Origin of the sequence: Aureimonas fodinaquatilis, from assembly GCF_008369445.1 — a bacterium.
GTDB classification, from domain to species: Bacteria; Pseudomonadota; Alphaproteobacteria; order Rhizobiales; family Rhizobiaceae; genus Aureimonas; species Aureimonas fodinaquatilis.
Map to the genome: position 1 here is coordinate 301,061 of NZ_VTWH01000001.1, position 24,684 is coordinate 325,744.

The 24,684-nt window shown below is 55.9% G+C and carries 28 protein-coding genes; 9 read left to right on the forward strand and 19 right to left on the reverse strand.

What is annotated here, in order from left to right:
* The first annotated feature begins 66 nt into the window (after positions 1-66).
* The 5 genes from FPY71_RS01505 to FPY71_RS01525 all read left to right on the forward strand — a co-directional run bounded on the left by FPY71_RS01505 (position 67) and on the right by FPY71_RS01525 (position 2,643).
* Positions 67-333, forward strand: a complete 267-nt coding sequence (locus FPY71_RS01505; protein ID WP_149296938.1) for a hypothetical protein — start codon at positions 67-69, stop codon at positions 331-333.
* Positions 334-482: 149 nt separating this feature from the next.
* On the forward strand, positions 483-860 hold the full coding sequence (locus tag FPY71_RS01510) for a hypothetical protein (protein ID WP_149296940.1): 378 nt from the start codon (positions 483-485) through the stop codon (positions 858-860).
* 5 nt (positions 861-865) lie between these two features.
* Positions 866-1,579 (forward strand): hypothetical protein, encoded by a 714-nt coding sequence (locus FPY71_RS01515; RefSeq protein ID WP_149296942.1) that lies wholly within the window; start codon positions 866-868, stop codon positions 1,577-1,579.
* Positions 1,580-1,647: 68 nt separating this feature from the next.
* Complete coding sequence (locus FPY71_RS01520) at positions 1,648-2,136, forward strand: hypothetical protein (RefSeq protein ID WP_149296944.1); 489 nt, start codon at positions 1,648-1,650, stop codon at positions 2,134-2,136.
* 123 nt (positions 2,137-2,259) lie between these two features.
* Positions 2,260-2,643 (forward strand): lysozyme inhibitor LprI family protein, encoded by a 384-nt coding sequence (locus tag FPY71_RS01525; protein ID WP_188052170.1) that lies wholly within the window; start codon positions 2,260-2,262, stop codon positions 2,641-2,643.
* Positions 2,644-2,685: 42 nt separating this feature from the next.
* Here FPY71_RS01525 and FPY71_RS01530 read toward each other — a convergent pair whose 3' ends face one another.
* The gene (locus FPY71_RS01530) at positions 2,686-2,889 is read right to left on the reverse strand and encodes a hypothetical protein (RefSeq protein ID WP_149296949.1); all 204 of its coding nucleotides are present in this window, start codon (positions 2,887-2,889) and stop codon (positions 2,686-2,688) included.
* Positions 2,890-2,942: 53 nt separating this feature from the next.
* A complete protein-coding gene (locus tag FPY71_RS01535) occupies positions 2,943-3,731 on the reverse strand; it encodes a hypothetical protein (protein ID WP_149296951.1) in 789 nt (262 codons plus the stop codon).
* A gap of 142 nt (positions 3,732-3,873) precedes the next feature.
* Between FPY71_RS01535 and FPY71_RS01540 the strand changes: the two genes are divergently transcribed.
* The gene (locus tag FPY71_RS01540; RefSeq protein ID WP_149296953.1) at positions 3,874-4,356 is read left to right on the forward strand and encodes a hypothetical protein; all 483 of its coding nucleotides are present in this window, start codon (positions 3,874-3,876) and stop codon (positions 4,354-4,356) included.
* Positions 4,357-4,371: 15 nt separating this feature from the next.
* On the opposite strand, the gene FPY71_RS01545 is transcribed toward FPY71_RS01540, so the two are convergent.
* The 8 genes from FPY71_RS01545 to FPY71_RS01580 form a co-directional block, all read right to left on the reverse strand.
* Complete coding sequence (locus FPY71_RS01545) at positions 4,372-4,899, reverse strand: hypothetical protein (RefSeq protein ID WP_149296955.1); 528 nt, start codon at positions 4,897-4,899, stop codon at positions 4,372-4,374.
* Positions 4,900-5,002: 103 nt separating this feature from the next.
* Complete coding sequence (locus FPY71_RS01550) at positions 5,003-5,545, reverse strand: hypothetical protein (RefSeq protein ID WP_149296957.1); 543 nt, start codon at positions 5,543-5,545, stop codon at positions 5,003-5,005.
* Between the two features lie 104 nt (positions 5,546-5,649).
* The gene (locus FPY71_RS01555) at positions 5,650-7,314 is read right to left on the reverse strand and encodes a Na/Pi cotransporter family protein (protein ID WP_149296959.1); all 1,665 of its coding nucleotides are present in this window, start codon (positions 7,312-7,314) and stop codon (positions 5,650-5,652) included.
* A gap of 36 nt (positions 7,315-7,350) precedes the next feature.
* The gene (locus FPY71_RS01560) at positions 7,351-7,956 is read right to left on the reverse strand and encodes a histidine phosphatase family protein (protein WP_149296961.1); all 606 of its coding nucleotides are present in this window, start codon (positions 7,954-7,956) and stop codon (positions 7,351-7,353) included.
* Positions 7,953-9,059, reverse strand: a complete 1,107-nt coding sequence (locus tag FPY71_RS01565; protein WP_149296963.1) for an ABC transporter ATP-binding protein — start codon at positions 9,057-9,059, stop codon at positions 7,953-7,955. Before FPY71_RS01565 ends, FPY71_RS01560 begins: the two co-directional genes overlap by 4 nt.
* Positions 9,056-10,801 (reverse strand): ABC transporter permease, encoded by a 1,746-nt coding sequence (locus FPY71_RS01570; protein ID WP_425457852.1) that lies wholly within the window; start codon positions 10,799-10,801, stop codon positions 9,056-9,058. The genes FPY71_RS01565 and FPY71_RS01570 overlap by 4 nt, the downstream gene beginning before the upstream one ends.
* A 59-nt stretch (positions 10,802-10,860) precedes the next feature.
* Complete coding sequence (locus tag FPY71_RS01575) at positions 10,861-11,985, reverse strand: ABC transporter substrate-binding protein (RefSeq protein WP_149296966.1); 1,125 nt, start codon at positions 11,983-11,985, stop codon at positions 10,861-10,863.
* A gap of 20 nt (positions 11,986-12,005) precedes the next feature.
* Positions 12,006-12,845 (reverse strand): MurR/RpiR family transcriptional regulator, encoded by an 840-nt coding sequence (locus FPY71_RS01580; RefSeq protein ID WP_149296968.1) that lies wholly within the window; start codon positions 12,843-12,845, stop codon positions 12,006-12,008.
* 479 nt (positions 12,846-13,324) lie between these two features.
* Here FPY71_RS01580 and FPY71_RS18625 point away from each other — a divergent pair, with 479 nt between their 5' ends.
* Positions 13,325-13,465 carry a hypothetical protein gene (locus FPY71_RS18625; RefSeq protein ID WP_246160087.1) on the forward strand — a complete coding sequence of 47 codons (141 nt, stop codon included), beginning with the start codon at positions 13,325-13,327 and terminating at the stop codon, positions 13,463-13,465.
* A 135-nt stretch (positions 13,466-13,600) separates the two neighbouring features.
* Here FPY71_RS18625 and FPY71_RS01590 read toward each other — a convergent pair whose 3' ends face one another.
* From FPY71_RS01590 to FPY71_RS01630, 9 genes are all read right to left on the reverse strand, one after another.
* A complete protein-coding gene (locus FPY71_RS01590) occupies positions 13,601-14,647 on the reverse strand; it encodes an FUSC family protein (RefSeq protein ID WP_149296972.1) in 1,047 nt (348 codons plus the stop codon).
* A gap of 138 nt (positions 14,648-14,785) precedes the next feature.
* Positions 14,786-15,628: an ABC transporter permease gene (locus tag FPY71_RS01595; RefSeq protein WP_149296974.1), complete on the reverse strand. Its 843-nt coding sequence runs from the start codon at positions 15,626-15,628 to the stop codon at positions 14,786-14,788.
* 11 nt (positions 15,629-15,639) lie between these two features.
* Positions 15,640-16,611: an ABC transporter permease gene (locus FPY71_RS01600; protein ID WP_149296976.1), complete on the reverse strand. Its 972-nt coding sequence runs from the start codon at positions 16,609-16,611 to the stop codon at positions 15,640-15,642.
* Between the two features lie 149 nt (positions 16,612-16,760).
* The gene (locus FPY71_RS01605; RefSeq protein ID WP_149296978.1) at positions 16,761-18,341 is read right to left on the reverse strand and encodes an ABC transporter substrate-binding protein; all 1,581 of its coding nucleotides are present in this window, start codon (positions 18,339-18,341) and stop codon (positions 16,761-16,763) included.
* A 39-nt stretch (positions 18,342-18,380) separates the two neighbouring features.
* A complete protein-coding gene (locus FPY71_RS01610; RefSeq protein ID WP_149296981.1) occupies positions 18,381-19,985 on the reverse strand; it encodes an ABC transporter substrate-binding protein in 1,605 nt (534 codons plus the stop codon).
* The gene (locus FPY71_RS01615) at positions 19,982-21,007 is read right to left on the reverse strand and encodes an ABC transporter ATP-binding protein (RefSeq protein WP_149296983.1); all 1,026 of its coding nucleotides are present in this window, start codon (positions 21,005-21,007) and stop codon (positions 19,982-19,984) included. The genes FPY71_RS01610 and FPY71_RS01615 overlap by 4 nt, the downstream gene beginning before the upstream one ends.
* The gene (locus FPY71_RS01620) at positions 21,000-21,968 is read right to left on the reverse strand and encodes an ABC transporter ATP-binding protein (protein ID WP_149296985.1); all 969 of its coding nucleotides are present in this window, start codon (positions 21,966-21,968) and stop codon (positions 21,000-21,002) included. Before FPY71_RS01620 ends, FPY71_RS01615 begins: the two co-directional genes overlap by 8 nt.
* A 34-nt stretch (positions 21,969-22,002) precedes the next feature.
* Entirely contained in the window at positions 22,003-22,392 is a 390-nt protein-coding gene (locus tag FPY71_RS01625) for a VOC family protein (RefSeq protein WP_149296987.1), read from the reverse strand.
* Between the two features lie 36 nt (positions 22,393-22,428).
* Positions 22,429-23,148, reverse strand: coding sequence for a fumarylacetoacetate hydrolase family protein (locus tag FPY71_RS01630; RefSeq protein WP_149296990.1), 720 nt, complete (start codon positions 23,146-23,148; stop codon positions 22,429-22,431).
* A gap of 257 nt (positions 23,149-23,405) precedes the next feature.
* Between FPY71_RS01630 and FPY71_RS01635 the strand changes: the two genes are divergently transcribed.
* Both FPY71_RS01635 and FPY71_RS01640 read left to right on the forward strand, forming a co-directional pair.
* On the forward strand, positions 23,406-24,119 hold the full coding sequence (locus FPY71_RS01635; protein WP_342791217.1) for a FadR/GntR family transcriptional regulator: 714 nt from the start codon (positions 23,406-23,408) through the stop codon (positions 24,117-24,119).
* Positions 24,120-24,290: 171 nt separating this feature from the next.
* Positions 24,291-24,632, forward strand: a complete 342-nt coding sequence (locus FPY71_RS01640) for a CsbD family protein (RefSeq protein WP_149296992.1) — start codon at positions 24,291-24,293, stop codon at positions 24,630-24,632.
* The last annotated feature ends 52 nt before the right edge of the window (positions 24,633-24,684 follow it).

Sequence of the window (24,684 nt, forward strand, 5' to 3'; positions counted from 1 at the left end):
GTCGCAGTTTGGGAACCTGAATGCTGAATGGCACTTTACCTTGTTCAGCGAAACAAGGAGGCCAGCATGTCCAAAACGAGCAATGTGGGTGACAATCCGAACGATAAACTGCCTGACGGCAAGCCGTTGAAGCGGGATGAGGTGGTGTCGGATGATGATGCCAGCTCAGCCGGGATGGAGCGGGAGGTCGAGGAAGACCTTGACGAGATGGATGAACGCGGCGACGCTGAGGACATCGACGAGAGCAGCGCCGGCGGCTTGAAATATCCGCACGAGGATGACGGTCTGGGTCCGGTCGACGAGGATGAGGACCAGCCGGGCCTGCCGCGTTAACGACTGCCGAGGATTGAAGAGAGGCTCGCTTTTGGCGGGCCTGTTTTCATTCACGACCTTGCGATCACGTCGTTTTTTGCTTGCTGCATCTTCAGCGACCAAGGTCTTGTGCATCCGGTCCGTCTCATCCTTAGAACAAGGAGAAAACCATGCTGAAACCTGTCGTTGTCATCCTGGCTCTGGCCACGCTGCCGTTTGGTGCGACCGCCGCCGTCGCACAGGATGTTTTTGTTCCATCCGTTACAACAGCCAGTCCTGGATATCTGTTTCCCAATGATCAGTACCAGCGCAACCGTCAGGGTTCGGGCAGCGCGAAATCTCGGAAAAGTGCGCCGGCCGCCCAGGTACAGCTTGATGCCGCCGCACAGGCAAGGGTGCGGGCAGCGGTTCAGGCGCTGGTGCCGGAATACAACGCGCGTGCAAAGCGCAATGGTGAGAACAGCGCCAATCAATGGATACGTCAGAAAGCTTTCGAGCTGGGGCAGCAGGAAGCTGAACTGATGAAGCGTCGGCAGGGCCGGAATTAGCGGTTATGCAAACTCTGCTGTCGGCAGTGTTGGGTTTCCTGAGCTGGAATTTCTACGTCACAACCCTGATAGTGGTTGCAGTGTCATATCTGGTTGGCCGGCTGGCCTGTTCAGGAAATGACAAAGGCAGGACAAGCCGGGTTCTGGTTGGCGGCTTCGCTCTGGGCGTTGTCGCTGCCATTGCCATGCCTCATCTCAATGCCGCTTTTCTGAAAGCCGTCGGAATTCAACGATCTGCCATCATTCATGAGATCACGCCCTATCATGTGTTCAACATTGGCAGGGCTACGCAACTTGGCGAAAATGTCAGATTTGATCTGATGGTCGAGGCGGAAGATGGCAGCCATCGGCCTGCTTATGTTCTTCGCAAGACCGGGCTGTTGGGTCCGACCCAGCTTGTCGGCGGCAGGGAAGCAAGCGGCGACGCGGTCACGGTGGCTTTTGTCGAAGCTATGCCGTCCAATCTCACAATCGTGACGGAAAAATCCGATGCTGTCTGGCAGTCCAGGGCGCGCAGTCTTGACGCTGCGTGGGAAATCACTCCCCCGGATCAGAACTGGGTAAGCCATAAAATGCATCGTGATCGGATAGAAGACTTCCTTGCCAATTACGGCCATGTGGCAGATGGCGGCACTGTTGCGCGGCTGGAAGGCCGGCTTGAACAGTTGACCGAAATGCCGCCCGCCGAATTTTCCACTGAAGCGGGGCCACGGCAATGAGGCGGTTTCAAACGCAGGGGCAGCACCGGCAAAAACCTGAAGCTGACACAGTGCGGCACTTTCTGCCGTTGCAGCGGCGGCTGACCGCCTTTGTCTTTCCGGTGCTTATCATCGTGCCGGCCGCATTGACCACGCCGACATTCATAGAAGCGGGCCTGGCGTGGTGGCCCTTGTTTATATTCGGTCTGCCAATGGTGCTGGCCATTCTTATCTGCGTGGAATACTGGAACGCTTCCATCCAGATTGACGGCAATATGCTGCGCTATCAAAGCGTTGGTTATCAACTTGACGCGACATGGCGCCAGGTTTCGGTAACAAACAAGAACGGCAAGGTCACGCTCCGAGTCAGCGAGGCCGAACCGCGACTCCATTTGTGGCTGGCCCCTATGCAGCGCATTCTGATGCTCTTCATACCGAGGCGTGCGCTATTTGCGCAAGGTTTGATGGCGAGCATTCCGCTCTGGTATTTCTCCACTGCGTCAGACGATGCTGTGATGGCGGAGTTTTATCACCATTCGAACAACGGTGTGGACGCGGGGTCAATTTCAAGCGACTGACAGCATCGGCTTGCGGCGCAGAAGTGTCGCGTTGCGCCCGCATTTACAAGCTTGAACAATGAGGGTGTCATGCACGGCAGCAACGGTTCCGGAATGGGAAAACGGGCAATATCTGGAGTGATCGTGTTATGGCTGATTTCACTGGCAGCGCCCTCGTTTGCCATGCAAAACAACCACGACCAATGCATGGAAGCAGCAGGCGGGGTTACAGTCGATATGCTCGATTGCACCAGCACGGCGCTTCAACAGGCCGAGGAAGATCTCAGCGCTCAATACGAACGCACGATCCAGGAAATTGAGCCTGAAACAGGCACGAGGCTTGGCATTTCCCGGCAGCATTGGATGGCATATCGGGAGAGCACATGCGACGCGGAGGCTGCTGCTGCCAGCGGTGGCAGCTTTTCAAGCGTCGCTCGTCTCGACTGTCTTCTACGGCTGACGCGCGACAGGTTGCAGTGGCTGAAAATCGCGTTCACCAACCCTGATATTCAGCGGGATCAACGCTGATTGCCAAGTGTATGCCTCGGCAGCAATCGGTGATCAGATACTTCATGGTGCATCTTGGCAGCGATTGATGCGGACCGAAAATTTTTCTGTCTCCGCATCAAGCGTATCAACGAAGGTCTTTGCCGTAGCGGAAAATTCGCTGGCAATGTCATCAGGAACGACAATATCCTGTCCCTGGACCGACGTGGCGAAAGGCAACAAACCAGCCAATATGAGAATGATGCCTGCCATGGCTTGCTTGCGCATTTGCTATCTTCCTCACTGTCGCATTATCAAGGTGAATTGGCGGTATTCAGTCGTCAGCCGCGCGGTTGATACGCATCTTCCAGCCGGTCCACAGCTGCATTCAGCGCTTCAAAAATCGCTGCCGTCGATTGTTCGTTATAGGCTTGCATTTCAGAAGTCCGGAGCACATCCACCAACTCCGCCAGCTTTGCAGTTGGCAGAGGGCCATAGATGAAAACACTGGTCAGGAAATAATCCTCGACATAAACCGGGGTCAGCTCAGCCGCACTTGCCTTCCACTGTTCAGCCAGTTTTGCCCCGAACACCGGCTTGGCGGCGATAACCATAGCGCGAAAATAAACCTCCATGACTCCCTTGGCGCGCTGCGGCCCATCTTGCGCCTCAAACAGGGCGACAAGGCTGGAGTTCTGCTCGGTTGAGGCTTCTTGCACCAGACGTCGTGCATCGTCCAGATAGCCTTCCACTTTGAGGGGCTGCGATTGCTCGACGAGCTCATACATCTCCTTGCCAAGCGGCGATGTGTCGAAGGTCAGCGCCGCCTCGCGGGCATCATCGGTCAACGTCCCGTCGAAAGCTTCAAAAAAATCGACCTCCAGCAGCGTTGGGGCAAAGGCCGTGTCTATGGCGGTATGCCAGTGGTCGGCGTCGGCTTTCGTGAATCCATCCTGCGGGGTCACAATCGTCTTCATCTGTTCACCCAGGGAAACAAGGCCCTTCACCGCTCGAAGATTTTCTGCAAGGAGCCGGGTCGTGTCATCGCTGGCATGGGCTGGCATCGTGACCAGCAGCGCTGCGGCAATTGTGGCTGATTTGATTGCTTTGAAGCCGGCGCTGATTTTCATAACTGATCTCTATGAAGCCTGTTGAACTCTGAAGATGAGACGGTTCGTGCCAGCCAATCCTTGGCCCAAAAACATATGCGGTCTGCCTAAGGTTACCGCTGCCGGGAACGTCGTATTTGAAAGACGTGAAGGAGAGAGTTTGATGAATGTGCGGTGGTTGACCGGAATCATCTCCATGGTTTTGCTCGGTGCGAGCATTCTTGGAGGGTATTTTTTCTGGTTTTATGAGGAGCCCCGCGCAATAGGTCCGCTTGCGCAGGAAATGATAGAGCAATTCGAGCCTTCAACCAGAGATCAGGAATTCAACGCTGTCGTTGATGCTTACATCACCCCTGAGATGCGGATTGCCGAACGGCAGAAAATTTTCAATGCCAATGGATTTGATTGCTTCATCCGCCCGGCCGGCGTGGTTGGCAGCGAGGTTCTGGCCTGCCGCAGACCGATTGAAGGTCGTCGTCACTGTGATCGACTGATCTATTATGCCTATCAGACGTCTTCTGGCGAAGTCATCGAAAGTCTGGCAGTCGGCTCAAGCGTTAAAGCTCGCGACCGGGCTTTCGGGCGATGCCCATACAATCCATTCCCGGACAATGAGGAAATGGTGCGGTTTCCTCATAATGGATAGAGCTTTCAGCCGAAGTCATTTGTCGTCACACCGAACGAACAGGTCAAAGCCGGTGCGGGTCGTGATCAGAAGCACATTCTCGTCAGGCCGGATCACTGTCACCCGTCCGCTGTTCCGCTCATTGGTTGCAATCACATCCTCGCTGGGCGGTTTTTCCTTGCTGTAGCCCAAGGCCGCATAGAAAACGTCCGGGTCCACACTTTGCGTATAGGCGCCAGACCTGTCACGCCGGTACTGCCAATGCAGCCCAGGTGGTGAACTGATAAGTCTGATGTTGAAGCCATCGTCAACCGCCTCAATTGCCATGACGGGCGAACGGTCCTCCGGGCAGAACTGCGCCATTTTCCCCTTCAGTGCGTCGCCGTCGGGTGCCTTGAGATCAATCACCGCTACCATGTTGGCCCAGATCCAGCGCCCGGCGATGCCATCAATGTCGCCAAATGTGCTTAATGTCTGGACAGCATCATCAACGGCACTTTGTGCCAGCGCCGGGGATGCAGAGGTGGCCAGTAAGGCTGCGAAAAGGACACGGCTGAGGGTCATCACGATCTCCAGTGGAAGGCCAGGGGAATGTCAGAGCGAGCAGGGGTGTTGGCAAGCCGTCGAACGCTTGCCAACACCACCAGCTTCCATGCAGTTCAACACATCAATTCGGACAACGACCGAAGATTTCGACACGCTGCGGCGTGGCCATGGCCAGCAAGTCTGGCGACACTCGGTACAAGTCGACCAGACTGGTGCTGGCTTCAAGAGCGCGAGCCCGCATCTCAACGCCTTTTTCGCCCTCGATGGTGTCAAACTTGCGCACACGGAACAATGTCTCGGGATCGAAGCTGCGATGAAACTGAGCTCCGCCAAGCCAGTCGAAACGATAGACCAGTTCTCCGCCGGTATTTGGCGCGGCCATCGTAAAGCTTGCCTGATCTATTCCCTCAATCACGGCACCACGAACGGTGTCGTTGCCACAAATCCGTTCGAGATAGCTGGCGACCAGACCCGGATCCGGATCGGCGCCATTCAGATTTGACAGGGTGCTGAGCGGAAGCCATTCGCCTTCGATATCATCAACAACACTGGCTGCGGATATCTGGCCGAATATCCGGTTGGCCTTGGCGAAATCTTCGTCAATCTGGGCGGAGGCCGGGCCGACGATTGCAAGGGCCAAGGCGAGAGAGAATGTAAAGCGCATATCTGTCCTCTTGAATGTTTGCAGATAAGACGCCTGTGACCCGCGATACCTTGGCCAGTAATTTCGCCTTGCAATCGTCTGTCAGGACGCAAGGCACAATTGTGCTACCAGTCGCTCAGTCGCGACCCGTTCAAGAGGCCCGCTGCTGCAACAACAGGATAACCCGCAGACGCAATATGCGAATTGATGCGGTGCAGGTCACGGATCAGATCCACGAACAGAGCACTGCCGCGAGCAGTTCGCTTTCTACCCAGAGTTTCGACCAGATGCTGCTGGACGATCGCTTGTTCTATTTCGCGAAACTTGTCTTTTTGCGCGGCCAGACGCGCGGAAGCTTTTACATCACTGGTTGAAAGCGCGGCAGGAAGCAGGCGCAACGAGGCATAAACAACGGCGCTGAGGTCCTGAAGCTGCTCAAGCTCATCATCGGAGAATTCTATGCCGCTTTTGATCCGGCTTTTCATCCGCGCTGCCAGATTGAGTTTGATGACGTCTCCGGCATGTTCGAGATTGCTGGCGCAAAGGGTGATCGCAAATACGCGCTGCGCTTCGGACTGGGCAAGATCGCCATCGTAAATTCGACCGATATATTTGTGCACCGATTTCATATATGCGCCAAGGGTGGCATCCAGTTGCGGAATTTCCTTCAGCGGTTCCAGTTTTTTCGATTCCAGCGCGGCGAGAACTGTGGAAAGCATCCGCTCCAGAATTTCGCCCATGCGCAGGGTTTCAACCGCGGCATTTGCCAGAGCTGCGTCGGGGGAACTCAATGCGTCGCGATCCAGATAACGCGGGGCGCCGAACCTGCTGGATTCATTTGTGACATCAGGAACCAGTGTTTCGACAAACCGGATGACAAGGGGAGCAAACGGCAGGAATATGGCCGCCGCCAGAAGATTGAACCCGACATGCAATGATATTGCGGCATAGGCTGGCGGCACTGCCACCATTGCCACCAGCCACCCGATTGGTTTTAGGGCCACAAAACAAACCAGTGCCAGCGAACCACGGCAAAACAGGTTGGCAAGAGGCAGCCGCCGCGCCACAGCGGGCTGATCGAAGGTTGCTGCAACAGCCGGCAGGCCACCGCCAAGGTTAAGGCCGAGAATGAAGGGCAAAACATAGGCAGGCTCAAGGCTTCCGCTGACCAGAAACGACGTGATCAGCAGCACAACGGCGAGCGTGGAATGAAACATCCATGCCAGAATTGCGCCAATGAGCAATGCCAGAAATGGCTCGCTCGCAACCGCTTCAAGGCTTTGATGAAACAGAGTGGCGTCTCGCAGCGGGCTGGTTGCTCCGATCACCATGCGCAGGGCCAGAAACATCAGACCCAGACCCAGAATGACCCGTCCCAGGTTGCGCGGTCGAAACTCCCGCGAAAGGGAAAAGACAAGGTAGCCTGAGGCGATCAGCACGGGCGCAAGTTCAGACGCAAGTGAAGAGCCCGCCGCAAATACGCCGGCAACCAGCGCCGAGCCGACATCTGCACCCAGCAGCAGGGTTAACCCGGTCAGGGCGTTGAGCGCGCCACTTGAGGCGAGGCCTGCAACTATAAGGGCCATGGCAGTCGAACTGCCAAGTATGGCAGTGGCGACCAGGCCGCCGGAAAAGGCTTTGAACCGGCCATCCAGACGCTGTTCGAGAAAGCTGTTCAACCTTTCGCCGAATGCCCGGATAATGCCGGTGCGAACCATGCGCACGCCCCACAGAAGGAGCGCTATTCCACCAAGCAGCTCAAGCAGTACAAATGTACCAGAGGGGGCCATAAGCCATTTCCTGTCTAAAATGTAAAAAAGGCAACCTCAATCGGAAACAGTTTCATCTGGAGCAACGGCACCAATGTTGTAGCCCTCCAGTTTTGCCTCCAGACCTGCGCGGTTCTCAAAATTCAAAACTGCGGCCGCGCCGGGCGTGGTGGGTATGATCCTGGCAGGCGGAATGCCGAGAAACTCGGAAAAAGCCGCGCGGATAACGCCACTGTGCACCACGGCCAGAACGTCTCCCTCGGCCTGCGACAGCCAATGGCGCACACCCTGCGCCACGCGGCTGCAGAATCCGGCCCATGCTTCGCCATTGCGGGGGGTATACTGGCCCGCCCGCCATGCATTGTAGTCGTCGGTATGGTTGGCAATAAGCTCCGGTTTGCTGCGACCGGTCCATTCGCCCATATTCAGTTCTCGAAAGCGCTTGTCGCAGACCACGTCTTCGTAACCGAGCAAACGTGCCGTTTCCTTTGTACGCCCCAGATCGGAAGCAACGACAAGTGCCGGCTGAAAAGCCGAAGCATATTTTGCAAAACGCAGAGCTTGCTCGCGACCCCGATCCGACAGCTCCGAGTTTTCGTGCCCCTGCAGCCGCTGCTCGATATTCCACAGCGTCTCGCCATGCCTCAACAGAATAAATCTCACAGAACGATCCTCTGGCCAGCCTCATTGAAGATGCCGTCAGGCTCGCGCAGCAAGGACATTGTGATGTCCGAGCCTGGAACGGCTGTAAAGTATCCGTCTGTCATGCCTGTAACACGCATGTCTCCGACGATTGCTGTCACCATGGACTGACCTGCAATAGGCGCCGCCTCGGCAAATTTTCCGAAGATTTGCGGCCGGCCTTCAATAGCCCCGACCCCGATATCCTGAGCGCGATAAAGCAGTTTCACCGACTTTTCGGAAAAATTGACTGGAATGCGGGCTATGGGCTGGCCCTCGTAAACGAAAGCGCCGCTCTGCTGAGTAGCCGGGATCAGGTTTGCCGCGGGCGTCCCCAGAAATGTGGCAACAAAGGTCGTCTGCGGGTTTTGCAGCAACTCTACCGGCGGCCCAAACTGCTCCACCCGTCCTTTGTTCAGCACTGCCACATGCGACGCCATTGTCATGGCCTCTACCTGGTCATGTGTTACGTAAACAGAAGTGGCCCCTGTCGCCCTGTGAATTCGCATGAGCTCGCTGCGCATTTCAACGCGCAACTTGGCATCGAGATTTGAAAGCGGTTCGTCGAGCAGCAGAATAGACGGGCGCGGCCCGATGGTGCGTGCGATGGCAACGCGTTGCTGCTGTCCACCTGAAATCTCTGCCGGGTAGCGGTCGCGCAGTTCGGATATGTTGAGAAGGCCCAACACCTCGTCCACACGTGCAGCACGTTCGGCCTTGGACCATTTGGCCACTTTGAGCGGCCATTCCACATTTGCAGCTACAGTCATATGCGGCCACAAAGCATAGCTCTGGAACACCAGCCCGGCATTGCGCGATGCGCTGTCACGCAACGTGCCGTCCGTGCCGCTTGAGACAACTTTCCCATCGAAAACAATTTCGCCTTCGGTCGGGCTTTCCAACCCGGCAAGCATTCGCAGCAAGGTCGACTTGCCACATCCGGATGGGCCAACGAGAACCAGAAACGATCCCGATGGCACGCTGATGCTGATATTGTTGACGGCTTTGAATGCGCCGAACTGTTTGACCAGCTGGTGTATGACGAGCGCGTCGTTGCGCTCTGATCCAAAAGATTGAGGGTTCAATTGCTTTTCCACTTCTGGACATGGTTTTGCAGAATGTGCACCGCAAGTGATGCCATGAGGCAGATCACAAGGATGACCAGCGTGATTGCATTTGCGAACTGCGGAAAGCCGAGGCCCGTATAGGTGTAGGCCATCATGCTGAGGACCGGTGTGGTGGCCGTGAACAGCAGTACAACCAGAGAAAGGTCACGTACGATCTTGATGAAGACGAGAATGCCGCCTGCCAGCAATCCTCTGATGGCCAATGGAAAGATGATGTAGACCATTCGCGTCAGCGTGCTGGCACCCGTGAGCCTGGCGCTCTCTTCGATATCTGCCGAAACCTGACTGAGCACCGAGCGCCCGGATTGCACTGCGTAGGGCATCAGGTTGGCGGTGGCCGCCAGAACCAGCAGCAGAAATGTTCCATAAAGCGCAGGGAAGGGGCCGATTGGGGCACCATAGAGTGCGATATACGCAGCGGCCAGGGCAATGCTGGGTATGAACAAAGGCACATAGGCTAGCTGGCTGAGAATATTGGCCAGCACCGAACCTTTGTATTTGACGATGGTGTGAGCAAGCCCCAGCCCAAGCACCATTGTGGTAAGCGCAACGGTAAAGCCAAGTTTGAGAGTTGTGCTCAGTGCCTCAAGAAACATGGGGTTGCGCAATATACCGGCCTGCCCCTGTGCCAGCGCCGTGCCGGCTTCCCCGATCCAGTAATGCAGGGTCCAGTTGGAAAACAGAGCACTGCTTTGCGGGGCAAAACTTGAGGCAAACAGCACCAGCACAGGCACAATTGTCGTTACCACGCCGATCAGCGTTGCAAAGACAAACAATGGCCAGCGCCAGACACCAAGGGAAAATCGCTTGGTTCGAGAACCCTTGCCCGTAACTGTGGTGAAAGCCCGGCGACCGGACACCATCCGATCGGAGGCCCATAGCAGAGCCGCTGAAACGAGAATGAGCATCAGCGCGATCACAAATCCACGCTCGTTCTCACCCGTTTGAATCATGCCATAGAGCCGGGTCGAAAGTGTTTGCATGCGCACGGGAATGCCAAGCAGCGCAGGTGCTGCAAAATTGGAAACACCACCAGCGAAAGTCAGCATCGCACCGGAGACCAGAGCGGGGGTGACGACCGGCAGAATGATCCCGAAGAAAATCCTGGGACGTTTTGCTCCAGTCATCTGTGCGGATTCAATCAGATCCGCGCCAACTGAACTGAGCCCAGCGGCAATGATCGTGTAGGCAAGCGAGTAATAATGCGCGATCAGCACAATCAGGGTGGGGATAAGACCCCAGGCAAGCCAGTCGGGAACACTGACGCCCAGCCCTTCGAGAAAACCGACCTGACCGCCCAGACGATTGTTGCGAAACAGAGTGCTCCACGCCAGCGCGGCTGCGAAGCTGGGGATCATGAATGGCAGTATGGACATGATGCCGAGAAAGCGGCGAAAGGGCACGTCTGTCAGTATGACCAGCCACGCCAGAAAACCACCGATCAAAAGGCAACCTGTTGCGACACCCGCGCCCAGCAGCATGGTGTTGATAAGCGGTCGCCACCACAAGTTCCAGGACAATGGACTGTTCAGGACGGTTTTCCAGGCTGCCAATCCCTCGGGTGTCAGCGTAGCAAACACCACGCGCAAAAGGGGAGCGAGCACAAGAATGGCGGCTATGAGGATGAGAATGAGCGGCAGCCCATTTTCAGCGCGCAGCAAGCGTCTGCTTACACGCGGAAGCATTCCTAGCGTTGTCATGGCGATCTTGTCCAATTGGCGGCGCGCCATTTTTGACGCGCCCGCGAATTATGGATGGTCTACTGGAGCATGATGACCAGATCGAGAATTTCAGCGCGCGCCGCGGCTGTCTTTTCCGGATCAATCTGCCAGAGGTTGAGCTCCTCCAACGGCAATGCGTCAGGAGAATCCTTGATGGTTCGGCGGGCAGCATAGTCGCCCGCCACGCCAAAGGGTTCAAAGCCCGGGCCACCCGTGTCGGAATCGTCTCCATACAGGAAATCGATCAAGAGCCTCGCTGCGGCGGGATTGGGCGCATTATTTGCAATGGCCAGAACCGCCGGAAACAGAATGCCGGAGCCAGGGTTGACGTCATTTGCAATCTGCAGCGCCCAACCCTCCTGTTCGTTGTCGCGCATGCTGGAATAGGTCATGAAGCCAACGGCAGGCTCTTTGGCATTCTTGTCGCCGACCGAAGCCCTGACGGTGCTGCTGCTGGCAATCAGAATAAGGTCGTTGTCGAAGAGATCCTGGATGAACTGCTGACCTGCGCCATCGAGGTGATCGGCAACTTCAATCGGCTTACCAAACAGCTCTTCATATGCTGCCGCCATTTCGTCGGATCGCAGAGAAATTTCTGTCAGAAGGTCCAGGACCTCACCGCGCTGGGTTGGATCTTCCATAAGGACCTTGCTGCGCCATTCCGGGGTTGTCAGTTGCCACAGATTGGTAATGGGCGAACCATCGGGATACGCCGCCTCATTGTACATCAATGCCCGGGTGGAAAGGCGGTGCGTTGCAAGCGGCGTCGTCAGTTCGTCCGCGATCTGTCCTTCGATCCGCGGCGGCAGATAGTGTGTCAGGCGGCCCTGTGGGACCAGTTGCCCGAATACTGTCGGCGCTTCTGAAAGATACAGAACGTCCACGGCATTGATGCCTGCATTCTGTTCCGCGACGAGCCGGGCAATCTGGTTGGTTGAGTTGATGTCCAGGCCAATCAGATCAATTCCTGGATAGCGCGCTTCAAACGCAACCTCGATCTGAGCGATGCGACTGGATAGCGACCACACCGTGACCTGACCCTCCTCCCGGGCCAGTTCGTAAAGCTCGTCAACCCCAAGTGTATTGAGGTCCTGAGCGCCGGCTGCGGCACAAGCAAAAGAAATGCCGGAACACATCAGTCCCGATATTAAAAGCCTTTTCATTTAGTCCTCCTCCCTCACAGTCAGTCGAATTGTTTGAACAACTCCGATAATTTCTCCAGCGACCCGATAGTCTGTTGTTCGTGGCGGCCCGCAATTGTCAGCAGGATGCTGTTGACCATTGCCAAAGGCACTGTCGGTGTCTGGAACTCGCTCCCGGAGCGGCCACGCGGGGCGGCCAGAATCATGTCCGGTCGGGGCTGCATGGAAGAGCCCGATAAATCTGAAACCAGAATGGTTTTTGCGCTGACTGCGCGGGCATGTTCCATCAGCGGCCTGTAGCCCTCCGGCTGGTTGCGAAACGCCATGGCAATCACAAGATCGTCCGGGCCAAGCGATACGACCCGCTCTGCGATGTCGCGGGACCTGCCGGACAAGGCAATGGTTGTCATGCCGAAGCGATCGAGCCGACGCTGCAGAAATGAAAGGATTGACCAGGCGTGTCCCTGCCCGAACAGCAGAATCCTGCGCGCCTGCGAAATCATGTCCGCCGCACGATCAATCTCTTCCTGCGAGATCGTTTGGAGCAGGGTTTCAAGCGCCAATATTTCAGAAGCGATCAGATCCTCCAGATAGCCTTTTGCTCCGGCCATCTTGACCGAGCGCCGCATGCGCATTGCAGCATCCTGACCGCTCATCAATTCCTTCTGGAGAGACGCGCGGAGCTGGGGATACCCCCTGTACCCCAGTTTTTGAGCCAGCCGTGTGGCTGCGGCTTCATGAACGTTCAACCGCTCGGCAAGCTGGGGCCCGGATAGAAAAACCGTTTCATGGCGTTCTTCCACCAAGGCATCAACAATCTTGCGCTCGGTCTCGGTGAGCCGGACTGATGGTGCTGCAATACGATCAAGAAAGTCGGTCATCAACAATTTTCCTTGCTAAGGCATGAGTATCTGCAAAAATAATTGCAGTCAACGCTGTCTCTTGCAATTTTTTGCAATTTTCCAGCCGTAAGGGGGGCGGCCTTTTCACAGGCGTCATTTCAGTGCGCGTATGAGTTCATGAATTTGCTTTGATTGCCGAGCCTCGCGAAAGGTGCAAGACTTTGCACCCAAGCAATTCGGGTTTAATGCAGCCAGGGCTTCGGACATTGAGAAAGCAGTATCATTTCCGGAAAATTGGCAATGATCTTCATGCCTGGGATGTTCACAGACTGATACGTCTCTCCCGGTCTCACACTTCCAGACCTGTGCGTCTGGATTCCATTTCCGAGCTTGATACCAACTGGTGGTTTGATAGCGAGCAGACTATGCCAACGCCGAGAGCGCTTGCCGACCATATGGCTCTGGTTCAGCAGGTCAGTTTGTCTTATCCCATTTTGCTATGTTCGGAGGGGCGACTGATGGATGGGATGCATCGCCTCGTCAAAGCGCTGCTGGAAAAGCGCACCTATGTGGATGCTGTCCGGTTTCCGGTTACACCCATGCCTGACCATATCAACGTGCCTGCTGAGGAACTGCCTTATCCCGATGAGGACGTTTGATCCACGCTCACTTGGAATTCGAGCGTCTTTCAGCCTGTCTCCCGACAGGTTCAGGCTCAATGTGGTGATCGACAGCGCCCTTTCAGGCCGATTGACGCAGATGCTTCGAAGGCAGGCGACAAGACATGCAACTGTCTATGCGAAATGGCGCTTGGCAGATCGGCTGGAACGATAGGCTATGAACGCGATGATGATGACAATAAGTCCCCCCGTTATTGTATCCGTCAGGCGCTCCCAGGCATAAATATTGATCCCGACATCTGGTTGAATCAGATCGACGATAATCAGGATCAAAGGCGTCATGATCACGGCCTTGGCCGCATAGGATACGTCCCTGGCCCAAGGGAGCAGCAATGCCAGGGTGGCAATACCGGCGATCATCTGCGTGCCATCGCTCAGGGTTCGCACTGCCAGAATTCCGATGATGACCCCGATCACTGTTCCGCAGATGCGTCCGATGGAGCGCGAATAGACAGAACCGAGGCGAGGCGTCATTACCAAGGCAACTGTCAGCGGAATCCAGAACCAGTGACTGTCGTCAGTCCAGTATCTGGCGGAATAGGAGATGCCGACACACAGCGCAATTGCCAGCGGCTCCCTTGCCCACGAGACAAAGGGCGTGTTTGTGGATTCCATGCCAGCCGAGGCCGTGGCAAAACCCGATGAGATGCCAGGGTTGAAGGGTTCTGTGTCTTGAAGCTGCGTTTGTGACCTTTTGAGAGCGGCTTCGATAAAAAGGGCTGCCGCGTAGAGTATGATGCCCGAAAGATAGAGCAGGGATATCTGCCAGTAGGGGCTTGTGATGACATCTGACAATCCAATCCCGAGCGCGGCAGTCAGCAGGAATTGCATGGTTGCCGCTGGAAAAGAAGCACCCAGACTGTTGACCACTCCAGCCCCGAAGCCAACGACGGTCATTGCGGCAATCAATGCCGGGTAGGGTAACAGTGTAAGGTAGCCCGTCAGATAGCCGGCGGCTGCAATCGGCGCCGCCTTTGCCAGACTGCGCAGGCGGATCCCATAGCTGTCACTGCCCGATTCGCCTGCAGCAGCCACCAGCGTTCCCATGACGATCCATATAGCCGTGATATAAGAACCTGTTGCCCAGCCCACACCTAACGGACCCGCAATGCAGATCGCAGAGCGAATGGATCGCCCCAATGGAAACTGTGGAATGACCATAAGACCGAACCCTGGATATTAGATCAGATATGATCATTAAGACTGGCTATTCTTAAGATTTTGATCCGATACCACAGCAATTAAGCCAGTTTCGAGCAGATCTTTGCCGGCATATTGCCTGACCAATTCAAGGTGTCGTCACTTCGGGTTCAGCGCGTCGTTCAGGCCGTCTCCCACCAGGTTCAGGCTCAATGTGGTGATGAACAGCGCCATGCCCGGAAACGCGGCCATCCACCATGCTCGACTGAAATAGTCCTGTGCATTATGCAGCATCGTGCCCCAGCTCATGGCGTTTGGATCACCAAGCCCCAGAAAGCTCAGGCTGGTTTGAAGCAGGATTGCGCTGGAAATCTGTAAGGTGCAGTTGACAATAATCGGCGGCAGGGCGTTCGGCATGATCTCGCGGAAGATGATGTCTGTTTGCGACATGCCGAGGCTGCGCGCCGCATCGACAAACTCACGTCTGCGCAATGTCAGAAATTCCGCCCGTAGCAGGCGCGCTGTCACAGGCCATGTCAGTGCACCAATGACCAGAACAACGTTCCAGATGCTGGAGCCAAACAGCGCAACAATGACAATCGCCAGAAAGAATTGCGGAAGAATCTGAAACATTTCCGTTACGCGCATCAGTACCGTATCCACCGTTCCGCCGAAATAACCGGCAAGAGCACCAACGAGCACGCCGATGGTGGTGGATGTCAGAACAGCACAGAACCCAACTATGAGGGACGTGCGAGCTCCAAGAATGATGTTGGAGAAGATGTCCGATCCAAGCGCATCCGTTCCCATGAGATGCGACCATGATGGCGGCAGGAAAGAACGCCCCATCTGCATGGGATCGTAAATCGGCAGATAGGGGGCGCTCAGTGCGGCAAGCACAATTATCGTGGTGAATGCCAGCCCGATCATCGCAGCCCGATTGGTGCGAAAACGGGCCCAGGCGCGGGACGTCGGGGGTGCGGCCATTGTTGCAGCGGACATTGGCGAACCTCCTACTGGTAGCGAATACGAGGATCGAGAACTGCGTAAAGCAGATCGACGATCAGATTGATGATGATGACGAAGACGCTGATGAACAGGAACATTCCCATCAGCAGAGGGTAGTCGCGGGAATTGATGGCATCGAGTGTCAGCCTTCCCAGCCCTGGCCATCCAAAGACGGTTTCGACGATGACCGCGCCGGCGATGAGCCCCGGCAGGGAATCGCCAATGACTGTAATAACGGGCAGCAAACTGTTGCGAAGCGCGTGACGCAGCAGAACCGCCCGTTCGCTCAGACCCTTGGCTCGGGCAACTTTGACATAGTCCTGGCTCAGGACCTGAATCATGCTGCTGCGCGTCAGCCGTGTGATCAGGCCAAGATTGGACAGCGCAAGCGTCAATGCTGGCAATGTCATATGATAGGCGACATCCAGGGTATAATCGATGCCAGTGTAACCCCGGCGCAGATTGGTCATGCCCTGAATGGGGAACCAGTTCATGTGATAGGCAAGGATCAGGATCATCATCTGACCCAGCCAGAAAACGGGAATGGCGAAACTGGCCAGCGAGATGAAGGTGATAACGTTGTCGGTGCGCGATTGCGGGTTGCGGGCGGCCAGAACGCCAAGACCGATGCCGACAATAGCGGCAATGGTGTATTGCGTGGCCATCAGCAGAAGGGTCGCCGGAAAACGGTCGAGGATGAGGCTCAGCACCGGTGCTCCCGAAACCACCGAATACCCCAGATTGCCGCCAAGGACCTGCATCGCGTAGTTCCAGAGGCGAATATAGACAGGTTGATCCAGCCCCATCTGCGCCCGGAGCCGGTCAATCATCTCCTGGCTGGCGCCCGCTTCTCCAATCAGATAGTCGACCGGGTCGCCCGGCGCGGCATGGATCAGGAAGAAAATCGTCGTGATCGCACATGCCAGCAGCGGAAGAGTATAGAAAAGCCGCTTGAACAGATAAATGTGGAGTGCCACCGCTTCACCTTCCTTGGAGCATTTCTCGTTGAAAACGCAATTGTTTCAACTGCTGGACAACGCGATAGTTAAAGTGTGGATGGGGCAGTCTTGCACTGCCCCGACCCGATCTGGTCAGAGGCCGCGGATTTCGACATCACGAAGAAGCGCTATTCTACCCATCGCACGCCATCCATTGTGCCATAGCCCGTAATGTCTTCTGTTATTCCCTCAAGGTTGGCGCGGAACGCGATCGGATAGTAACGGTCCCAAAACCACCAGTGCGGAACATCTTCCGTTACCTGCGCGGCAGCCTCGTGGTAGATCTCGATACGGCGATCTTCGTTCAGCTCCTGGCTTCCCTGGGAAAACAGTGCGTCAACTTCCTCGTTGCAATAGGCGGAAGCATTGTGACCGGAGATGCGCTGAATGCGGTCACATGTGTAAAACGCCGCGGCGCCGATTGCAGGATCAGGACCGCTGGCATAGGAGCCCATGGTGATATCAAAATCCCATTGGACAAATGAGCGGTCGCGCCAGGCGGATGTTTCCATTCCCTGATCCACAAGGTCAACGCCAACCGCCGCGAAATTGGAACGCAGAAGCTGCGCAACGTTCTGCATTGGTCCTTCGGAAAGCGCGTAGGAAATGCGAAGCGTAAAGCGCTTGCCATCTGCTCCGCGCTCAAAGCCCGCCTCATCAAGCATTTTGTTGGCCAGTTCCGGATCATACGGGTATTGCTTGACGTCATCGGTGTAGAAAATTGGCAACTCGGAAGACAGTGGCCCGCCTTTCGAGACGGTGCCGTGGCCAAAACCAGCTTTTTCCAGAAGCTCGTCGCGGTTCATGGCATGGTACAGTGCCTGCCGCACTGCTTTTTCCGCCAGCGGACCTTCTCGAGTGTTCAGGAAAGCCTGATATTGCCCGGCGATGGAGCGCTTCTGAAACGCCACGGTTATATCGCGCGCATTTTGCAGACGGTCCACTTCACCCAGCGGCATGACGTGATACGGAATGTAGTCGATCTCCCCGGTTTCAAGCGCAAGTCCGCGCGCCGCTTCGTTCGGGATGATCTGATAGATCAGGCGTTCCACGTGCGGCCCGTCCAGATGGTAATCCTCATTGCGCTGAAGCGTGATGTGGCTGCCAGGGCGGAACTCGCTGAACACAAAGGGGCCCGTGCCAATCGGTTTCAGATTGGCAGGGTTTTCACGTGGATCCTGACCATTGTCGAAAATATGCCGGGGCAGGATCGTTGAGCTGTTGAAGTATGCCAGCCCGCGCAGGAGTGGAGGATAGGGAGTTGAGAGTTTGAAAACGGCTGTCCGATCGTCCGGAGTCTCAATCGTCTCAACCGCCTTCAGCAAACCACCGGCCGGGCCGTTGAACTCCCGGTTGATGTTCAACAGGCTCCAGGCCACATCCTGCGAGGTGAAGGGCGTGCCATCATGCCACTTGATGCCATCAAAGAACTTGAAAGTGTAGGTCAGTCCGTCATCGGACACTTCCCAGGATTCAGCCAGTGATGGGATGGGGTTGCCTTCGGAATCCAGCCGCACAATGGTGCTGTAGATCTGTGCGCCCACCACGCTTGAGCTGATCTCTGTTGTAATGCCGGAATTGATGATCGTGGGATCGCCCGAAAGCCCTACGACGATTGAGTCGTTCTGGGCATGTGCAAATCCCATTGCACCGGAAATGAAAAGCGGTATCGAAAATGCCAGTACCGCATGTCGTGTCAGATAGTTCATCTGCCTGTTCCTTACATGGGTTGGTGAATACCAGTTGTGTCAGTTTTTCCAGCGCACGGTTTCAAAAGCTCCATAGCCGGTCAGGTCATCAAGAATTCCATCAAGATTGGCATTGAAGGCGATGGGGTAGTAACGGTCCCACAGCCACCAGTGCGGTGCATCTTCGGCCAGTGTTGCCTGCACCTGGTGGTAAAGGCGGATCCGTTCGGACTCATCCAGTTCGCGACCAGCCACGGCGAAAACCTCGTCCAGTTCAGGATTGCAATAGGCTGATGCGTTGCGGGCCATCAGCGGCTCGATGTTGCGGCATACGTAAAGCCGCTCTACACCCACTGCCGGGTCAGGGCCGGTTGAGAACGAGCCCATGGTGATGTCAAAGTCCCAGCGGGTGAATGCGGATTCCCGCCATGCGCCAGAATCCATGCCCTGAATATCAAGATCGACACCGATGGCATTGAACTGGGCGCGCATCAGCATCGCCGTGTTGTTCATCGGGCCTTCCTTGAGGTCGTAGCTGACCCGCAATTTGAAGCGCTTTCCGTCAGCGCCGCGCGGAAAGCCCGCTTCATCCAGCATTTCCTCGGCTTTTGCCGGGTTGTAGTCATAGGAAACGACGTCATCGGTGTAGAATATCTGCTGTTCCGAAGAAATCGGCCCGGCGGCAACCTTACCGAAGCCGAAACCGGCCTTTTCCAGCATGTCCGGCCGGTTCAACGCATGGTAAAGCGCCTGGCGCACCTGTTTGTTGTCAAGCGGCGCATGGCGGGTGTTCAGAAACGCCATGTAGATGCCCGCAATCATCCGTTTGGCAAATTCCACCTCGACGCGAGGATCGGCACGCAGCGATTCAACTTCGCCGAGCGGCATGGCGTAATAAGGAATGAAGTCGATATCGCCGGTCTGAAGCGCCAGCGCTCTGGCGGAGTCGTTCGGGATGATCTGAAAGACGAGCCGGTCCATGTATGGCAGTTCTGCCAGATGGTAGTCAGGGTTGCGCTCAAAGACGATATGGCTGCCGCGCACATATTCCTTGAAAACAAAAGGACCTGTACCGATTGGAGCAAGATTTGCCGGGTTTTCCTGCGGGCTTTGCCCATTGTCGAAAATATGGCGCGGCAGGATGGTTGAGCTGTTGAAATAGGCCAGACCGCGCAGGAGCGGTGGATAAGGATATTCCAGATTGAAGGTAACGGTCAGATCATCCGTTGCGTCGATGGATTTGACCGCCTCAAGCAGGCCGGAGGCTGGGCCGTTGAACTCCCGGTTGATGTTCCAGAGACTCCAGGCAACGTCATCGGCAGTGAACTCTTCGCCATCATGCCATTTGACGTCATCAAACAGACGGAACGTGTAAGTCAGGCCGTCATCGGCAATTTCCCAGGATTCAGCCAGCCCCGGTATGACCTCGCCAGCAGGATCAAGGCGGACAAGGGTGTTGTAAACCTGGCCGGACAGATTGCTGGAGGAAATGTCGGTGGTGATACCCGCATTGATGACGGGTGGATCGCCGGGAATGCCGACAACCATGACGCCGTCGCCTTGCGCATGGGCAAGGCTGGCCGCAAGAATACAAGGAACAAGCCCGCCGATAAACGCCAGCCATCTGCCAGCGCGCCAGCGGCCAGATATGGTCGGTACCATCATTTCGCTTCTCCTACATATTGAGGGACAGAATCGAGGCCGCGCTGGTCTTCCAGGAGCGGATAGTGGCAGGATACCCACCGGCCGGGCATGACCTGGCGCAGTTCGGGCTCTTCGCTCGAACAACGCTCGCCACGAAACGGGCAGCGTGGGTGAAATGAGCAACCGGTAGGGGGCCGGATCGGTGACGGCAACTCGCCCTGCAGGATCAGTCGATCGTTGTTTTTGCGGCGGCCGGTCTTGGGCACGGCAGACAGCAAAGACTTGGTGTATGGGTGAAGCGGGCCGTCGAAGAGAGCTTTCGTCGCGGAAGTTTCCACAATCCGACCGAAATACATGACGCCCACGCGATCACTGATGTGGCGCACAACGCGCAAGTCGTGGGAAATGAAGAGATAGGCCAGCCTGTGGCTGCGCTGCAGCGACATCATCAGATTCAAAACCTGCGACTGCACGGACACGTCCAAAGCTGAAACGGGTTCATCTGCCACAATCAGCCTGGGGCGGAGCGTCAGCGCGCGCGCAATGGAAATGCGCTGGCGCTGGCCGCCTGAAAACTCATGCGGAAAACGGTCAATATGCGAAGGCAGAAGACCCACCGTTTCGAGAAGCTCGACCACCCGGTCACGCCACTGCGCACGTGGATGCAATTTGTGGATGCGAAAGGCTTCCGACAGGATTGAACCAACGGTCTTGCGCGGATTCAAGGATCCGTAGGGATCCTGAAAGATAACCTGAATTTCGCGCCGCATGGCACGCAGATCGTTGCCTTTCAGACCGATCAGTTCTCTGCCATTGAATTTGACACTTCCGGCGGTGGGCTCCTGGAGTTGCGAAATGCAGCGCCCCAATGTGCTTTTTCCGCAGCCGGATTCTCCTACAAGGCCAAGGGTTTCGCCTTCTCCGACCTTCAGCGAAACATCGTTCACAGCTCGCAGAATGGGTGTCTTCCGCCCGAACAGACCGGTTACGCCACCAAAATGCTTGGTCAATCCGTCTACTTCCAGAAGCGGTTGATCAGACATGAAGCCAGCACCTTACCTGATGATCATCGCCAACACTCAGAAGCTTCGGCTCTTCTTCGCGGCAGCGGGAGTGGACTTTCGGGCAGCGTGACTGGAACGCACATCCTGTCGGCAGGTCGGCAAGGTCAGGAACGGTTCCCGGAATGGTCTGAAGGGATTTCTCGTCGATATCCTGATCAATCCGCGGCACACAGTTCATCAACCCGATTGAATAGGGGTGCAGCGGAGCCTCAAAGATTTTTTCCACCGGAGAGGTTTCAACGATCTGGCCCGCATACATGACGGCAACACGATCTGCGGTTTCAGAAACGACGCCAAGATCGTGCGTTATCAGCAGCAGCGCGGCTCCGGTGTCCGTTACCAGTCCTTTCAGAATGTCGAGAACCTGGGCCTGGATGGTAACGTCAAGCGCGGTGGTCGGCTCGTCGGCAATGATAAGGGCAGGGTCACAGGCCAGCGCCATTGCAATCATGATACGCTGGCGCATACCACCGCTCATTTCATGCGGGTAAGCGTGAACCCGCGCCTGTGCGTCGGATATGCCCACCATTTTGAACAGTTCAACAACCCTGTCCATCGCCTGTGTCCGGTTCATCCGGGTGTGCAGGCGCAACACCTCGGCAACCTGCCGCCCGACGCGTAAGACCGGGTTGAGCGATGTCATAGGCTCCTGAAAGATCATGGAAATCCGATTGCCGCGGATGGATCTCACAACCCGCTCGTCAGCGCGGGCAAGATCAAGCCCGTCAAAGATGATCTCGCCTTCTGCAATTTCGCTGATGGAGGGTAGCAGCCGCATCACGGAATGCGCGGTGACACTTTTGCCGGAGCCGGACTCGCCAACGAGGCCGACCGTTTCACCCGGCTTGATGGCCAGGTCCACCCCGCGGACAGATTTTACCAGTCCACGGGGCGTGTGGAAGTAAGTGTGCAGGCCCTTAATGTCGATAACGTTGGACATGCCTGGCTCCGCTCACTTTTCGTTTGTGTCTGGCTTAGTCTGCTACGACCTGTGGCGTTCCGCGCTTTTCATCACTGAGCTGGAGCCGCCAACCATCGGGATCACGGAAAAGCGCATTTTTGCGACCTGTGGACGGCGAGGCGTGGACATCCTTGTAAAATCCGATGCCTTTGCTCACGAGGTCCTTGTGGGTTTCCTCAATGTCACGCACCTTGAAGGACATGTGGTTAATGCCGGGGTTTTCCTCAGCCAACAGCTCATGGATTTCGATAATCGGCTGGTTTTCGCCCGGCAATTGCAGCTCGGCCGAGCCGCCATGATGTTCTGTCCAGGTCAGGAGCTTGAAGCCCATCTTCTGGTAAAACTCGACATGCGCTTTCACATCGCGGACGATGATTTCGATATGGTCAATCCCAACTATCATTGATTATCTCCATTTATGATCAATTCACCGATTGGTTCAGGAAACCTTGACTTCAAGGTCTCCCACACCCTCGACATAAGCAGACATGACGTCGCCCCGCTCGATAGCGCCGACGCCCGATGGCGTGCCGGAATAAATCAGATCGCCGGGAGCAAGTGTGAAAAGGCCGGAAAGATAAGCGATGATTTCCGGTGTCTTCCAGATCATCTGGTTGAGATCGCCGGTCTGGCGGCGTTTGCCGTTCACGTCGAGCCGGATTTCACCGTCTGCCGGATGGCCGATAACACTGGCAGGCACAATGTCGCTGCACGGTGCAGAAGCCTCAAACGCTTTGCCGATTTCCCACGGGCGGCGAAGGTCCTTTGCTTCGCCTTGCAGGTCCCGGCGCGTCATGTCCAGTCCCACGCCATAGCCGAATATATGATCCAGCGCGGCATCCTGAGCGATATTCGTGCCGCCTTTGCCCAGCGCAATCACCAGCTCGATTTCAAAATGCACATCACTCGACATGGTCGGATACGGAAAATCAGAGCCGGCCAGCAGAATGTTGTCAGGATTCTTCTGAAAGAAGAATGGTGGCTCGCGGTCGGGATCATGACCCATTTCGACAGCATGAGCAGCATAGTTGCGTCCCACACAATACACCCGGCGAACCGGAAACAGCTCGGACGAACCGCGGATGGGGATCGCTACGACCGGCGGAAGTGCGATGGCATATCCGGCCTGTTTTTGCGCTGCCGCTGTCTGGTTTGTCATTGTTCACTTCCCTGAATTGGTCTACCCAAACCAATCTTGATCAATTAATTGATAAGTTCAAGTGGTTTTTTGCAATTGGTAAAAAAAGGTGCAAATTGGTTTGCGGGCGACTCCATTGGTCGCCGGTTCTGTGGTATCGAATGGAGCATTTTCTCGTTGAAAAGGGTGCGTTTCAACGGCAAAGACGGTGCAACATGACAATGAATTGACTTACCCAATGGCGCGATCTTGTGTGCAAGGATCAATGGAGGCTGGCATTGGCAGATTTGAAAGACGTGGCCGTGCTGCAGGAATACCTGATTCCAGATGAAGGTCAGGCGGCTTTTACGCAGCTTCAAGCCTTTCTGGCGCAGCATGAGCTGAACGAGCAGGGGCGTCTGCCACCTGAAAGAGAGCTGTGCGACATTCTGGGTGTGTCTCGTGGTGCCCTTCGTAAAGCGCTGGCAATTGCCGAGTCGGAAGGGCGGATCTGGCGTCATGTCGGCAAGGGAACCTTTCTCGGCTCTAAACCAAATGAAACCATTTCACCAAGTTTGACGGTTGCCAACCTGGCAAGCCCAATTGAGGTTATCCGCGCCAGGCTGACAATCGAACCGGCATTGGCGCGAGAAGCCGCGGTTAACGCGTCAACGGCAGATCTGGAAGAGTTGCGCCTTTGCGCGGAACGAGGCCGGGAAGCGAGCAATTGGCGGCAATATGAAAACTGGGACAACCGCTTTCATCGCGCCGTAGCCAAGGCAACCCAGAACAAGCTGCTGGTTCTGATGTTCGACAATCTCAACTCCATCCGCCGTACGGTGGTCTGGGGTCGCCGCCGCGAGGATATTGGCGGACCGCCCGCGGATCACCATTCGTTTCTGGAACATGAGGCAATTGTAGAAGCGGTGACCGACAGGAACCCGCTGGAAAGTGAGCGTGCGATGCGAATTCACATTGACACTGTCTCGCGGAAGCTTCTGAACTCGAATTGAAGCGCTGCCGACCTAATCTTGAATTGACCTAATTGACCGCGCCCTGTCAGCCGGCATCAGCGTCAGCCGGACTGTGAAATTTTACTGAGTGTTTGCATAGAACCATCGGCGCTTTCAAAAGTTATAGCTCTGAAGCGTTGGATCTTCCAACGACAGTTAGGAGACAGGCTGATGGACAAAGACCGGATTGAGGGCGCCGCAAAAGAATTCGGCGGCAAAGTGCAGGGTGCAGTAGGTGACGCAGTGGGATCGCCGGGAAATTCGGCTGAAGGCAGGGTGCGAGAAGCCGAAGGCACAGCGCAGAACCTGTATGGACAGGGAAAAGACGCTGTACGAGATGCTGCAGGCGAGGCGTCGCGCTATGCATCCGACGTCTATGAAAACGCGGGTGCTTACGCGCATGAGGGCAGCAGGGCGGTTCGCCAATCCGTTCAGGAACGGCCAATTTCAGCATTGCTTATAGCCGGGATTATCGGATTTGCCCTTGGCCTCAGCCTGCGCAACCGTGATTAGAACTAGTTAATAACGTGGCGGAACATTCCGCCACCTCATCCGGTTAGTGTGT